Origin of the sequence: Scytonema hofmannii PCC 7110 (assembly GCF_000346485.2) — a bacterium.
GTDB classification, from domain to species: Bacteria; Cyanobacteriota; Cyanobacteriia; order Cyanobacteriales; family Nostocaceae; genus Scytonema; species Scytonema hofmannii.
Genome location: NZ_KQ976354.1, coordinates 6,462,437 through 6,477,038, shown reverse-complemented (window position 1 = coordinate 6,477,038; position 14,602 = coordinate 6,462,437). Strand labels below are relative to the sequence as shown.

The 14,602-nt window shown below is 42.7% G+C and carries 10 protein-coding genes; 4 read left to right on the top strand and 6 right to left on the bottom strand.

Annotated features, from left to right (window positions below; genetic code table 11):
- Positions 1–186 precede the first annotated feature (186 nt).
- Genes WA1_RS26945 through WA1_RS26935 form a run of 3 tightly spaced genes read right to left on the bottom strand, consistent with a single transcriptional unit; the run spans position 187 to position 7,772 of the window.
- Positions 187–2,964, bottom strand: coding sequence for a pPIWI_RE module domain-containing protein (locus WA1_RS26945; protein WP_017749591.1), 2,778 nt, complete (start codon positions 2,962–2,964; stop codon positions 187–189).
- Positions 2,951–6,454, bottom strand: coding sequence for a pPIWI_RE_Z domain-containing protein (locus WA1_RS26940; protein WP_017749590.1), 3,504 nt, complete (start codon positions 6,452–6,454; stop codon positions 2,951–2,953). Before WA1_RS26940 ends, WA1_RS26945 begins: the two co-directional genes overlap by 14 nt.
- Complete coding sequence (locus WA1_RS26935; RefSeq protein ID WP_017749589.1) at positions 6,447–7,772, bottom strand: restriction endonuclease-related protein; 1,326 nt, start codon at positions 7,770–7,772, stop codon at positions 6,447–6,449. Before WA1_RS26935 ends, WA1_RS26940 begins: the two co-directional genes overlap by 8 nt.
- A 175-nt stretch (positions 7,773–7,947) precedes the next feature.
- Between WA1_RS26935 and WA1_RS26930 the strand changes: the two genes are divergently transcribed.
- Positions 7,948–8,283 carry a type II toxin-antitoxin system RelE/ParE family toxin gene (locus WA1_RS26930; RefSeq protein ID WP_017749588.1) on the top strand — a complete coding sequence of 112 codons (336 nt, stop codon included), beginning with the start codon at positions 7,948–7,950 and terminating at the stop codon, positions 8,281–8,283.
- Entirely contained in the window at positions 8,276–9,391 is a 1,116-nt protein-coding gene (locus tag WA1_RS26925; RefSeq protein WP_017749587.1) for a HigA family addiction module antitoxin, read from the top strand. The genes WA1_RS26930 and WA1_RS26925 overlap by 8 nt, the downstream gene beginning before the upstream one ends.
- Here the strand turns inward: WA1_RS26925 and devC are convergent.
- Both devC and WA1_RS26915 read right to left on the bottom strand, forming a co-directional pair.
- Entirely contained in the window at positions 9,388–10,632 is a 1,245-nt protein-coding gene (gene devC, locus WA1_RS26920) for an ABC transporter permease DevC (RefSeq protein WP_017749586.1), read from the bottom strand. The genes WA1_RS26925 and devC overlap by 4 nt on opposite strands.
- 196 nt (positions 10,633–10,828) lie before the next feature.
- Positions 10,829–12,034: an HlyD family efflux transporter periplasmic adaptor subunit gene (locus WA1_RS26915; RefSeq protein WP_017749585.1), complete on the bottom strand. Its 1,206-nt coding sequence runs from the start codon at positions 12,032–12,034 to the stop codon at positions 10,829–10,831.
- 180 nt (positions 12,035–12,214) lie between these two features.
- Here WA1_RS26915 and WA1_RS26910 point away from each other — a divergent pair, with 180 nt between their 5' ends.
- Both WA1_RS26910 and WA1_RS26905 read left to right on the top strand, forming a co-directional pair.
- Positions 12,215–12,433: a ssr2422 family thylakoid membrane protein gene (locus tag WA1_RS26910; RefSeq protein ID WP_026135331.1), complete on the top strand. Its 219-nt coding sequence runs from the start codon at positions 12,215–12,217 to the stop codon at positions 12,431–12,433.
- Positions 12,434–12,500: 67 nt separating this feature from the next.
- Complete coding sequence (locus WA1_RS26905) at positions 12,501–12,791, top strand: hypothetical protein (protein WP_017749583.1); 291 nt, start codon at positions 12,501–12,503, stop codon at positions 12,789–12,791.
- A 152-nt stretch (positions 12,792–12,943) separates the two neighbouring features.
- Here WA1_RS26905 and WA1_RS26900 read toward each other — a convergent pair whose 3' ends face one another.
- Entirely contained in the window at positions 12,944–14,392 is a 1,449-nt protein-coding gene (locus WA1_RS26900) for a 1-acyl-sn-glycerol-3-phosphate acyltransferase (RefSeq protein ID WP_017749582.1), read from the bottom strand.
- Between the last annotated feature and the right edge of the window lie 210 nt (positions 14,393–14,602).

The following is a 14,602-nucleotide window of genomic DNA, read 5'->3' as shown; positions in this document are numbered from 1 at the left end:
AGGCAGTGAGACACTTGAGCAAATTGCGATGTTGGAAGATGAAACCAATGTCGATATGTACTTTTGTTAGCTATTTTTGTAGGTAGGGCGATCCACACGTTCGATGTTGGTAAGCTCAGCTCTACCTACCCCTAGTTTCACGACTCGGCAGTCTGCATGGCTAATGACTAACTACTACCCTACCTGTTACTGAAGAAATTCCTCCACGTCTTCCAGTTCCTCTAAATCTTCTAATTCCACCTCATCCTTAGCGCTGACCGCATACTCTTTGGCTAATGTAGCAAAGGGAAAAGGAAACGGCAAAGAAACATCATCTGCAAAATAAGGCCAGCGATTTCTAAGACTATGAACCAAACCAGCTAGTTGATCGCGTTCAATTCCTGGATAATGTACAATAGCGATTTCTAAAAGTTTAGGATTTCCAGCTGGTCTGCTACCATTATCCAGCCGAGACTGCGATCGGCGTAATAAAACCTGCTCTGTGTTTAGGAGTTTACGTAAACTTAAATAGACTGTATTTTTAGCACTGTCACAAACATTTTGCCAGCGAAATACACCACCGATACTACTTCTGCTACCAGGAGAATCTTTGACAATAGCAACCGGAACTTCACTATTGTTAGCCACTCTCAATCGCACCACCCACAAACGATTTTTCTCTTGTTCTGTTAAATCAAGTCCTTCAAGTAAAACATTGGCTAGAAATTCAGGGTTCTGAAGCCATGTCAACATCTTGCGGGCGTTTTGTGCTTCCACCATAAAGAGTACGCGGGGATTTTGCTCCTTTTCAATTGAGGTACTCAAACAATCTTTTAAACAATCAGCAACAAATTGATTAAGTAGCTTTTGCTCTTGTTTGATATCACTAGACTTTTGTTCATCATTAATTTCAGTAGTCGTTCCATTAACATAGGAATCAGTATCCCATTTTTCATAAATTAGGTTTTCCATTGCCTCTGGATACGATACCCATGTGGGAAATAAAGAAGGGGTGGTCAGTTGTACTATTCCTGCAACAGGGTTAACTCGTACCATCAACACCACTGTGGTAGCCTTGTTACTGGCTGTTGTTTTTCGCGTGCGGCGTAAAACGTAAAAACAAGTTAACCATACATTGGGTTCTATGCCATCCTTGTCAAAAGCGATTAAAGGAGCAGGCAAAATTCCAAATTGCCGGAGCAAGTCCGATACCGCTCTTTGCACTCGATTGGCAGCAGATGGAGTTACATATTCTTCACCAGTCTTTTTACGAGCTGTCACGGCATGAAGATGCTGATTAACATAACCAGCTTTCATTGCTCCAATTCGTAATGCCAATTTGGGATCGGATTCTGGTGGAAAGTATGATTTCTTTGGTCTAATTTCAATTAATGCTCCACTTAGTCCTTCTGGTTTGGGTAAGGACGAAACTATATGTTTAATACGTTCATCCATTAAATGAATGCGTTTTTGCTGTCGGCTTTTGCTTTTATCCGAAGGATCGATATCAAGTCTTTGGGTTAAGTCTTGGACGTGCTGAGTTTTAATACAAATTGAACCATGCTTTCCTTTGTAAATAGCCGCTTCGCCTTGTACTCCTGTCATAGTTGTGTAAGTTTTAGTTTGCTCGCTTGCTGACAGAGAAAGTAATCGGCAGAGTTCTTTAATCAGCGCGTCTCGGCATTCTTGTGTTTCCCATAGAAGCAGTATCGTGTTTGGAGAATTTTCAGGGGAGCGAAAAACAGCAGGTGTAACGATTTCTGGACGCAGCATCGGAGTTTTAGGCGAGCTTGTAAGTTGCCAAAAATCTGGTTGCTTGGGTTCTATTCTGACCGCTTCACCTACTCGAAGAACAGGAAGACGTTCTTGAATAGCTCGATCCAAACTAGCTAAGTCCAATGGACTCACACCAGGTATACAAGGAGCATCACCGCGATGTCGGGTATCGTAAGCGATCGCAACTTGTATACCAATGGGATTCTCACCAAATGCTGACCAGTTGTACTTTGGTTGTTGTGCTAGAGCTTCAGGCTCAGGGAGTGAGGAGTCGTTAATTTTCAACAGTTCGCTAATGGCTCTAGACCATTGTGCTTTCTTTCCTGGGCGCTTCATAGCTAGAGGAATAAAACAAAATGGTTGGTCTAAGCCATCTAACCAGCGTCGATTATCGCCAATGTATGCACTAGCACCTCGGTAAGGGAGGCGTTCTAAAGGTTCAGCGATCCAACGTCGAATTGAAAGCTGATGGTAAATCATCGGCTGACTCCGCCAAGGAACTGTGTGTAGTTTGAATTGAATAACAAACGAGATGTATGCTTCGCCTATTACTTGTTCTTGGTTGATATTTTCTTCTTTAACAACCTTAATGAGTGGAACCCGATAAGGAGGCCATGACATAAGTTCGGCTCCTTGGTCGAGCCTTACGACTTGGTAAAACGTGAGTTGATACTGAGCATTTCCATCGAAGCAGACAGTTGGGTTTTTGAGGAATTCTTTAGCAAGATAATCTGGTAAAACCTGAAAACGAAAATCAATTTTATATTCACTGTTTTGTTGATACCAGAAAGGATTGGTAATTGGTTCTTCTTCCCAACACCAATCATCATCATTGAGATTTTCAAGACGAGAATCAACCTCTTCTTCCCCCAAGCACCAACTAAATTCCTCTCGCAACCAATCTTTAACAAACATTGGCAACGAGGCGATATTAACAGTTTCGGTTGCAAACAACCAAGGAATGCCAGGACGTTGCCAACCAAAACGTTGGGTTTTGATAATTTGGGGGAAGCTAGCGGTAATAATGCGGTCAACAGAGGAAACTGGAACAGACGAATATTTTGAAAAGCCCCCATTAGCACGCTTGGAAGCTAAAGATTGAGCGACTTGCTGCCATGCGGTAGGAACGTGGAGAGAAAAAATTTCGTACTTCACATCATCTTGCTTTGGTTCCCAAGCTCCAGGGAGAATATTGCTAACTTTGCTCATAATCTAATTTTTTTGTTTGTTTAAGTGCATTTAAAAATGCTCCGTAGAGCGATGTTGCCAGAGTAGTTTCCCAAGGAGATTTTCCTTGTGGGTTTACTGCGTTTTGCAGTTCCTTAAGAATGCCAACCAAAAGGGAGGTGTATTCGTTATCTTGTTCATCTTCAGCTGATTGCGGCGCAAATTTTGTATCTAGAAAATGGATTATGCAGGGGACTCCACCACGTACTAAGCGACCAATAACTTGCCAAATACTTACCAATTGAGTCCAGCAAAGAACAGAACGCTCTTTTGGAGTCAACTGCTTAAAGGACATTCCCCGACAGTTCAATTCAATCATTTCCGCGATCGCTGCTTGGTAAAATTTGTCTTCGACTTTTGTTAAGGTTAGAGGTTCACCAGAGGTCAGCAGCGCATCATAAAGACTGGGATTGGAAGCATTTTGCAACGCCCAGTCATTAAGTTGCTGAACAGTCGTTTGCCAATCATCGGGGACAGGCATAGGTCGGCAGAGGAACACTGCCGCCCCAAATGCTGCAATCCGCCTATCGTTGAGAATATTGTGACCCCGTTCCAACGCCATCAAAGGTGCAATCACAATCCGTGTTGGGAGTTCTTTCAGTTCCCGAATTTGATTCCGACGGATACCTCTCAACTCAGCCGGGGCATTGTCACGACGCAGGACAGCAATGTCATCAATGTTTTCGACGCGGTAGTAGAGCGGTTTTAAAATGGTTTCAACTAACTCCGCTTCGTCGTAACTGTTCGTAAGGAGCAAAAGGCGCTTTCTGTTTCCCCATTTTTCCCAGTCTTCCTGTTCCTTTTTTTCTAAAGTCTCCAATAACTCATCAAGAAAGCTTTTTGCTTGTCCGGGTTTGTAACAAATGGCTTTCACCATCTCCCCAGCTGCTTTTTTTCTAGCAGTTGGTGGTAATCCAGACAAAGCTATATACTCTTTGACTGGATTACGTTGAGGACTGAAGAAAAATTCGCTTTTGCCTATTCCTGCATCACCAGCAGCGCGGGCAGCTGGTTCTAACAATACCTTAGGTTGTTCCCGAATATGATAAGCTGGGCTTCCTGGAGCGTAACTGGTGCCGGAAATGAGTACTGTATGCGGTCCATCCCAATCGTCAACAGCAAAAAGTGTAGGAAAATTAAGGAGCAAGTAGCGACCTACACCGACGTAGCGAAAGTACTCTAACTTACCACCTTTGTTGGCACGATCGCGTGTATACCTGAAGCCCAAAATATTGCCAACAGGAGCAGATGGTATAACAGGTAAGTAATCCCGAGATGGGCGATATACAAGCGCGAGGCTTGTGTCATGTAAGTCGATAAAGCGATAAATTGTGCTTAAGTTATCAACTAAAAAGACCAATCTATTGTGCAATACTGTGACAAGAATCGCAAAGTGAGTCTTGAGTTTGAGTTCCTCAAACTGAATCTCATCTGGTATTGGTAAATTGTGTGTTTGCAGCCATCGCAACCACCATTCGCCCACTTCTTGTAATACCCAGCTTTCACTTTCGGTGCTGAGTAAGCTTAAAGCTATGTTTGCTAGTTCTTTTCCCCGACTGCGACTAAGAGGTGCTTGCAGAAATTCCCCAAGTTCCTCGACGTATTGTTGTTGCTGTTTCCGTTGTGCAACAGAAGTTAACCCAGCTAAAACTTTTGACTGTTGGGCTTTGTTGCGTTGACTGCGAGTTTGCTTAGATTTTTTTATCTGGGTTTCTCCTTGCGATTGGTTAACAAGTTCACCGATGATGCGAGCAAACAGAGAATGACCAGTAAAAGGATCGTGTCCGAGCCATTCAACAAGTTTTGCTTTTTTATAGACAAGGGGACAAATTCGGTTAATGGCTTTTTGAGCATCATATTGGGCATTAGTCCACGCTTCAAACCACGACGCCGTCATACTGACACGGTTTGAATTGTAAATAGGTGCCAGATTTAGTCCCAACTTATTCAAAAATGAGTTTTCTGAGTTGTCTAACAACACTTCATCAGGCGCAAAAGCTTCATCTAACTGCACTTGTACCCGATCGGCTTCATCAACAAAGAGAAATTCACACTCTTGGTAAACAGCTTCAGCAAAAGTAAATTTTTCAGCAAATAATTGACGGGGAACGCGGGTATGAATGAAACTAGCTGGGGTTAATACCCATAACTTAGCTGTAGCAATATCCCGTTCTAGCTGATGACGCGGACATTTGTAGTATAAAGGACACGTATATTTATCTTCCGTGTCATCTTCTGCCCACTCTTCTAAATCTTCATCTTCGAGATCTTGAGGAATATTAGATTTTTGGTAAAGATTGTGACATGGTTCGTTCCCAAACTCCCATTTCTCCTCGGATTGTACCAAAGCGAGTATGGGACAAACAGGGCTAAACCATCGCCATGCTGGATGGTTGGCTCCTTTTTCAATCTCCTCTCCTTTGGTGACCAAAATTGATTTATAGACTTTCTCGAGTTGTTGAAAGCGATCGCTACCTAACACAGGAGCCGCAGGAATCCCCAACCCTCTCCAAAATAGGGATGCAAGGCGCACAGCCGTGACAACATCATTAACAATCAATGCACAGCGATACCCCTGTTTGGCAAAGTGGTAAATGAGAACTTCCAGCAGTGTGGATTTGCCCACGTTCAATAAACCAACAACGTGGAGTAGTTGCTCTAGTTGAAACTTTTTACCAGATTGAAATTCATTTGTCAAGCTATTGTATAGTTGTAGGGCAATTCCTCGGAGGCGCTCATCATAATTTTCTGAGTCGTACCCTGCTTGGAGAAGTTTTGCATCCATTTCCCGAGCATCTTGTCGCAACTCCTCTAAGTTAACTGTGTGAGAATGATTCCTCCGAGAGCGTGTACGTTGAAAAGATATTTGTGGCGAAAGAGCGAGATTTGCAATAGTTTCAGAAATATTGATAGGAACCTCTATAGGGGATTTTCCCTTATGAAAAATCTTGGCATACCAATATCCAGAAGTGGCTAGTTTAACCTTTCGTGTTTGATGCGGTGGAGTTGTGGAGAGGCTTCGGCGATACAGTTGTAAGCGATTGGGATAGGTGCTGCATGGAATCAATTGCGGGGCATCACTGCTGTCTGTTAATTTGAAGATTCTAATCATCTCAGGGATGTTAATGTATTCAGAAAGACAGTGTTCCCATTGCTTACCCTTACGACGCACAAGATAAAAGCGGGCTTTTTGTACCAGTAGCCAATTTTCATCATTTGCAAGTGCAGGAACAGGAAAACGATATCCCGACAGCAAAGCTGATACAGAAGTCGCTGGATCTTCTGGAGCTACCTCCCTCAGTAAAGTTATCCCCAATTCCACATCAGCAATCAATCGAGCCAAACGCGATATCTCTCGCTGCTGTACTTTGGTGTTAGCATCACGTAAATTAAGTTGCACATGATTTTTTAAGTCCTCTGATTGACGCAGAGCTTTACATAATTCGTTGCTCCAGTTAGAAATATTACGCATATTGGTTCTTGTTCAGAATCTTATCAGCTTGGTCGATGATTTCACTAATTAACCGTAGGCGCAAACCACCTAATGTAGGCTCAAGTTGTTCCCGTCGCACTCTAACTCGCAACACTTGTTCTCGCTCATTCGGAAAAACAACAAAGGTTTCTGTAAAATCAGAACGACACTGTAATTTCTGTTTTACTTTGTCCAAACGTTTTTCATCCAGGTATGACCAGTCTTTAACATCAATCGCCCAACGGACTTTTCTACTAAACTCGGCAAGTAAATCAAATTCATCAATTTCGGGCCAAAGAGTCACGCGCACGCCTCGCTGAGTCAGTGCTTGTGCTAATTCTAGTTCCCAAAGTCCTGGAAGAGTTCCATAGCGATGTACGCCAGGGTTGACAACTTTTAAAGTGTCTGCATCATCTCTGGAAATAGTCGGTAACGGAGCAAGAGGGCGTTGAGCGCTGATTTGTTCACAGGTGTGGCTCCGGCAGATATAACTATTTTTGTACTGATACATAACATACTTGCAACGCGGACAGAAGTAATAGGTTTTTTCTTCTACAAAATCGACTAAATCGACATAGATTTGCAGCAAAAAATCGCGCAGGGGTCTCAGCTCAGTTGAAGATAGGATGCGACGGAATTCAGGATAAGGAAGAACGGGGCACTCGATAATCAGCTTCCGCAAAGCTACGTATTGCTCTTCTAGCTGGTTTGCGCGGCAGTATTCCCAAACATCTTGCAGAACTTTTTCCTGTACCTGCATTTCTACGTCAGAACCTGTAACCTGCCACTGTAGGGCAAAGTCGGAAACCAAGCCGTCTTCTATCAAGGTGACTTCCGACGAAAGATGTTTAATCTCTGTTGCGGGTTTCCATTCAGCGACTGGATTTTTTGCCCAGTCAAAAAATTCTGGGATATTCGCGGGAGCTTGTTCATCTCCTTGCAGTAAAGACGTTAAATACATTTGGGACATTCCGAGACGAAGAGCTTTTGGGATATGCGCTCTGTTCATAAATTCTCGTTTTTCCCACTCTGCTAATCCGGTTGCGAGATACCGCAATGTTTCTGTTACGGGTATCTGTAGTCTAACTTCAATTTCCATCTCAGGGTTTAGCAAGCGAAGACTACGGGCGACATTATCGTCCCACTCCACATCAATGCCTCGCATTGTCTGCAACCAACGTTGAAGCGTGGCTTTCTGACGGGGTTGCATTTCCAATTCAACACACAACTCTTCTAGAGTGGGTGCCTGTTCGTGGATACGAAACCATTCTCGCAGTGCCTCCAGAATTTTGTCTCTATTTCTGGTAACTTTTTTCATCGGTTTTCCTTTTATTCGCCTTTGTGTGACCAATACTGACACCCCCTTACTGATGGGTCAACAAAATTTTTCGATGTTTCGATAATGTTTCCAATGTTTCCAATTGTACATTAGCTTAACGGTTGAGAAATGTGTTAACCTCTAGGGTTAACAAGTTTTTAGAAGCTGTGGTAATATGGACATAACGTTTAAAAACAAAAAACTCGAAAAAGAGTGCAATGACCAAAGGCTTCTTGAGAAAAAGTACGGTACTAATAGAGCAAAACGTATTCTGCAGCGACTTTATGATTTACGCGCTGTCAACGTACTTGAGGAGATGAGAAATTTTCCAGGACGTTGCCACGAATTGCTTCATGACCGCGCTGGTCAGTTATCGTTGGATTTGGATCATCCCTATCGGCTGATATTTGAACCAGCAGATGAGCCAATTCCTACGAAATCAGATGGTGGTATCGACTGGACTAAAGTCACTGCCGTGAGAATACTCGGAGTAGAAGATACACATGAGTAACAACATTCAAAATCAGTATATGCCAAACTACGCTTCTCCTCCCGGAGATACTCTTCAAGAAGTCCTTGAGGAACGTGGGATGTCCCAGGCAGAACTGGCAGAAAGAACAGGTAGACCAAAAAAAACGATTAACGAAATCATTAATGGAAAAGCAGCAATTACTCCGGAAACAGCATTACAGTTAGAGCGGGTTTTAGGAATTCCAGCTAGTTTTTGGAATAACCGCGAACGACATTATCGGGAAGCTTTAGCAAGGATAGAAGAACAAGAGCGCCTACAAAAGCAAGTTGCTTGGCTCAACGCATTTCCTGTTAAAACCATGATTAAGCTTGGCTGGATTCAGTGCTATCAAGATAAGGTTGAACAACTAGGAGAAGTATTAAATTTTTTCGCCGTCGCCTCCCCTGAACAATGGGAGGCAATATGGTGTAGAACTGACGTATTTTTCCGCAAATCGCAAGCGTTCCAAAGTGACTTGGGTGCCGTTACTGCTTGGTTGCGTCGCGGAGAAATTGAAGCTGCTGAGATTCCTTGTACCAGCTACGATGCCAACAAGTTTAAAGCAGTGTTACAACAAATCCGCTCTCTAACTGCAAAACCACTGGAAATTTTTCAACAAGAACTTGTGCAGTTGTGTGCTGAAGCTGGAGTGGCTGTAGTTTTTGTACCGCAACTTCCCAAGACACGAACCTATGCTGCGACTCGTTGGTTGAATCCTAATAAGGCGCTGATTCAACTGAGCCTACGCTACAAGACTGACGATCATCTGTGGTTTTCGTTTTTCCATGAGGCTGGACACATTTTGCTACATGGCAAGCGCGATGTTTTTCTTGAAGGTAAAAGCGTTCAAAGTGTTGAGGAAGAAGAACATGAGCAGGAAGCAAATAAATTCGCTGCGGATATTCTCATTCCTCCGGCTGAGTTAAAGCGTTTTTTGGCATCAGATCGACAAAGGAATAAAGCAGGGATCGTGCAGTTTGCGACTGAAATCGGTATAGCACCAGGAATTGTGCTTGGGAGACTTCAGCACGATGGAGTTTTACCGCCAAGTTACTACAATGACTTGAAACAAAAGTTTGAGTGGGTGTTTAATGAGCAGGAGAGCTAAAACACATCTGCTGGATCGGCAGAACGAAGTTTACTTGTGGCAATTGCTCCAGAAATAGAACACATTATCAAAGTCAAAATAAAAACTTGCAAGGCAACACTGACTTTCATTGTTAATGGAATTCTAGTCAGTGTTGCCAACAATTGATAGATGCCTAGTGAGGAAATAAAGCCAGGAACAAAACCCATCAAACCAAGAATAATTGCTTCCTGAAGGACTACCATGAGGAGCGATTTATCTGAATATCCCATGGCTTTAAGGGTGGCATATTCTGATAGATGGTCGTTAATGTCAGCGTAAAGAACTTGATATAAAATGATAACTCCAACAACAAAACCTACAATAGTTCCAAACTTTAAAATAATTCCCTCCGGTTGCGATTCATGAAATTGTCTCTCTCTTTGAATGAATTCCTCATGAGTGAGTACAGCAACATCATCAGGAAGGCGATCGCGCAGTCTTTCTTGCAATGTTTTAATATCTGCTCCCTTCTCTAAAGTCAAAACGCCAATCCTAATTTGTTTGAGATTATTGTGTCCAAAACGCTGACCATAAGTCCAATCACTCATGATAACATTACCTTTATCACTGATAGTACTGCCCATACTAAAAAGCCCAACGGCAAAAGTGCGGCGATTGTCCATGAGAGTTGCTACCTCTTCGCTTTTCTCCAGCCGTTTTGGAATGTCCCCAAGAGAGGATTGAGATAGGCGATCGAACAAGACAGCATCAGGAACAGCTAATTTTGCTATCTGTTGGTTCACTTCTGGTATGCTCAATACGGGAGGTTGGGCTGGGTTAAAGGCAATGATTCTAACTTCATTGCCAAATATTCGCGGTTCTCTGCTTTTGGGTTTGCTAGCATTAGCTTGTAGCGAAGATAATTGATTGGGGTTTACCCAATTTGCTCTCCCTAGATAAATTGGGCTTGCTGATACGACACCATCGACTGAAGCAGCTTGATAAAGGTAAGCACGGGGAAAGGATATCCTAAACAATAAACTTGGGCTGAATGAGGAAACTAACAATAAATCTCCTGTCAGGCTTTCATGAAGTTTTGTGGTTCCATCTGTTAGCATTGCTAGGAGTCCTAGCTGGGTAAACATTAAAATGTTGGCGAAGCAAACGCCTGTTGTGGCGACAGCAAGGCGGACTTTTTGATGGGATAATTGCGCCCAAGCTAGGGGTGTCTCGAAGTCAATGTTTTTTTGTAGGGATTTTATAAGATGGGGAAGTTTCATTATATTTTTGCTTTTGTAAGGATTTTTAAATAAAAAACCGCAGAGGCGCAGAGGGCGCTGAGGGAGTGAGGGAGTGAGGGAGTGAGGGAGTGAGGGAGTGAGGGAGTGAGGGAGTGAGGGAATGAATGATAGCTCTTATCTAATTTCTCATGCTCCATACCAATCCAAAATCTAAAATCCAAAATCCAAAATGGTATTATTTTGTATCAATTTTGACTCTTACTTGCATACCTGTTAAGGCGGCTACTTTAGGGCTATCTTCTCGGTTAAGTCGGATTTTGACTTCTACGACACGAGCATTGACATCTGTTGTGGGATTGGTTTGGTCTTGATTGAGGCGGGTTTTGCCAATTTGCAAACCAATGCGATCGACTTTTCCTTTGAGTTCGCCTTGGAAACCGCCGTATTCACTTGTGATTGTTGCTTGATGTCCCAACCGAACTCTGGTAATATCTGTTTCGTATATCTCTGCGATCGCATACATTTGGTTTGTCTTTCCAAGTTCTGCAATTCCTTCTTGGGTGTTTACCTGTTCGCCTACACGGGTGTTGATTCTCAATATTTGTCCTGCAATGGGAACTCTAACTAAGGTATTGTCTAATTCGGCTTTGCGCTGTTCTACTTGAATGAGGGCTTGCTCTAACTCTGCTTTGGCTATTTCAACATCAACTGGGCGGACTTCTTGCAATTTCTTTAAATTTGCTTGTTCTTTTTCTAGTTGTGCTTGTAAAGTTGTGGTGGTGTTTTCTAGCTCTGCTTTACTTTGTAGAAGAGTGGCTTTGGCTTTGTCAAATTCCTCTCGCGCATTATCAAAGTCAGATAGACTGATAGCACCTTCTTTGGATAAAGCAAGATTTCGTTCGTATTTCAGTTTGGCATTGCGGAGGGTGGCTTCTACTTGGGTAACTGCGGCTTGTTTCTGCTTGGTTTCAGTGCGGATGCGGGCTTCTAATTCTGCAATGGCTGCGCGTTGAGCAACAATGTCGCCCTGCTTGAAGTCCCCTTGCTGAATTTTGAGCAATTGCGATCGCTTGACTGTCACATTGGCTTGAGCATCCCTCAGTTGTTGTTCGGCTCTATCTCTTCCTTGAAGGGTGGCGATGACCTGATTGGCTTTAACAAAGTCGCCTTCCTTGACAAATATTTGGTTAACGCGGCTGTCTTGAGCATTTGCTACCGAAATCTTAATCACATCTCCTTCTGGTATCAATTTTCCTAACGCAACCACCCGATTGGTCACATTAGGGCTTGTTGCGGGAGTTTCTGGAGCAGTATTATCCTCGGCTTTGAGAGTACCACAAGCGGTACACAAGCCCAAATAACTGAGAATGGCAATGTAAGTGATACACTGCCCAATACCAAAAGGTAAACTTTGGGAATGTCTACAGCGAGACTGAATCATAGTAACGATAGCGCTTCTCGTTCGGATATAATATAACTTGGGTTATAGAAGAATCAGTCATGACTAAAGTAATGAGATGGAACTCTTCTAGATCCCCGACTTCTTGAAGAAGTCGGGGATCTAAGTCTTCACGAATGATGTTAGAACTGCTATATTATGGGTAGTAGTAAATTTATACTTATGACACAAGCCAGCAATAATGAAATAACCTTAGCAGATATTGACCATCGGTTGAGTAAGATAGAGCAAGAGTTGAAAGAGACTAACACCGAATTGAGAGAGACTAACAACAAAGTTGAAACTTATCAAAAAGCATCGACTCAAGTTGTTAATCTTGCTTTCAGTTTGATTGCAAGTGCAACTGTGACGCTCATTATTACATCTGTGTTACGCAAATAATCCAATAGCCTTGGTGATGTTCGTAATCGCAGACATAGCTAACCTACTTCTGATTAATTTCTGATAGATGAATATATTGCCTAGCCCATCTTATTATGAATATCACGTCGGAGGTACTCTACCAAGTAACGCACAGACTTACGTTAAAAGACAAGCAGACCAAGAGCTTTATGAAAGTCTAAAAGCAGGAGAATTTTGTTATGTACTTAATTGTAGGCAAACGGGAAAATCTAGTTTGCGGGTGCAGGTAATGGATCGTTTGCAAAAGGAGTGTATTGTTTGTGCTGCTATAGATATCAGCAAAATTGCTCTTGGCAGAAGCGAATCAGATTTTGACACCGGCAAACCACAAAGCTAGCCAACGTATTCGTATTGGTAATATTATACTACATGAATCAGACCCTAATTAATAATTAACCGTTGGGTTACAAGCCCCTTAATTCCACAACTTTGTTGAACTTTGTGAGTTTTCAAGATACCCCCTCGGTCAATATGAGATAATTAACTACCTTACAGCTTAATCATCTTCTCCAACGCCGTTTGTAAATCTTGCGTCAAATCAATAACCGCCTGTCTAGCTGCTTGACGGCTTTGCTGATAATTTGACCAACGTTCTGTTACAGAAATAGGTTCACCCACTGTTATCCGAGATTTTCTCCAACCAAGTCGAGGTCGTGCAGGGCTTTTCTCTCCTTTTATGCGAGCAATGAGGTCAAATAAAATCAGAGAAGTTTCTGCAAATCTCTCAAAAGAAGGCTTTTCCAAAACATAGCTTCCCGTAACTGCAACAAAACTCTCCGCCAAACGCATATGCAGTACTCGCAAAGATGCTTCTTCCGCAATCCAATCTGCCAACCCCCGTTCTAAGGGTGATAGTGTCTGCAGATCGGGCAAATCCTTGCGGTAAATATCATCCCAAGATGCTGCTTCCAATCGACGACATCGGTCAATTACCGCGCCTTCACTGCTAAGACCAAAAAACTGCTCGGCTGCTTTTAAAGATCTATCTAACAATGTTTGAAGACGATTTTCCAGTATCTGATTGCGGCTAGCAGATGGATCGGTTGGTGTTGCGATAAGCTGGGTACAGCTTGCGCCAAGGGCGATCGCAGTGCTTTGATGGTTAAAGCGATCGTAAAATTTTTCCATTTGGGAAAGAATATGTTCACCCAGATGAAACAGCCGCTCATAAAAAAATTTTTCTCGGTCAACGAGAGTTGCTTGGCTCATTTGCTGCACTGGTAAACCGCAATCAGCTTCTAACTTTCCTAAAAGCCAATCTAGTTTTTTCCATGACGGATTGATATAGCTGTATTGATTGTAAATTGGCACGATAAAAACTTCTTCAGTCCGATTGGCTTTGAGCAAGTCTTCCACGCACCAAAAGCCCATGTGAGCAACACCCGGTTCTAAAGGGCTGACAATTTCACTGTGTCCGTTGGTTCCTCCTTCAGGAGCGACAGAAATGGGAATTTTACCATTAGCAAATAAATCCCGTGCTGTCTTCATTCCAATTCTGTCCAATCGCTTACCACGATGGATTGGTAAGCCCCCCAATCCAGAAAACAGCCAACCCAACCAATTTCCCGCCCATAAAGTCATTCCCCGTTCGTAAATAAAGTGAGAATGGATTGGAGATTGCAGCGAAATCCCTTTTTTACGAGCAATTTCTGATACAGCTTTGGATACTAGATGAAACATACACAGAGGGTCATCTACTTCAGGATGGCGAAAGGCGATTAAAAAGCGGATTTTGCCAGCCTGAAATTTTTGGTAGAGATTGGCTAACACCTCAACATTCACAGTTTCAACTTGGGCGATACCAGTTGGTAACCAGGGTCGCAACCTTAAGCGCAACACAACAGGCAAAATCACTTGCATCATATAGCGTACAAGTGGGTTGTAGTGCGGTGGAATGAACTCTAGTGGTGGTTGAGCAAGTTGAATGGGATGCGGCAAAATGGCTCTCCTGATTATCTTCCAAAAGATAAAAATACTTAGGGCTTATAAATTAAATAATATGTCTCTAAATTATAGTCGTTGTTAACCTTATTGATGAAACAAACACACCCTAATATTAAAAAACATCAAGAATCTCTCTACAACACTCAAAAAATAAGTGCTAAAACAGAAGAGGGATCGAGGATAAAGTGTGAAGGTAAGGTCAAT

Excerpts from the sequence above, each read along its gene's own strand:
- WA1_RS26910 (WP_026135331.1), top strand. The coding sequence starts at position 12,215 with ATGACACAAGCCAGCAATAATGAAATAACCTTAGCAGATATTGACCAT.
- WA1_RS26915 (WP_017749585.1), bottom strand. The coding sequence starts at position 12,034 with ATGATTCAGTCTCGCTGTAGACATTCCCAAAGTTTACCTTTTGGTATT.
- devC (WP_017749586.1), bottom strand. The coding sequence starts at position 10,632 with ATGAAACTTCCCCATCTTATAAAATCCCTACAAAAAAACATTGACTTC.
- WA1_RS26905 (WP_017749583.1), top strand. The coding sequence starts at position 12,501 with ATGAATATATTGCCTAGCCCATCTTATTATGAATATCACGTCGGAGGT.
- WA1_RS26940 (WP_017749590.1), bottom strand. The coding sequence starts at position 6,454 with ATGCGTAATATTTCTAACTGGAGCAACGAATTATGTAAAGCTCTGCGT.
- WA1_RS26925 (WP_017749587.1), top strand. The coding sequence starts at position 8,276 with ATGAGTAACAACATTCAAAATCAGTATATGCCAAACTACGCTTCTCCT.
- WA1_RS26930 (WP_017749588.1), top strand. The coding sequence starts at position 7,948 with ATGGACATAACGTTTAAAAACAAAAAACTCGAAAAAGAGTGCAATGAC.
- WA1_RS26945 (WP_017749591.1), bottom strand. The coding sequence starts at position 2,964 with ATGAGCAAAGTTAGCAATATTCTCCCTGGAGCTTGGGAACCAAAGCAA.
- WA1_RS26935 (WP_017749589.1), bottom strand. The coding sequence starts at position 7,772 with ATGAAAAAAGTTACCAGAAATAGAGACAAAATTCTGGAGGCACTGCGA.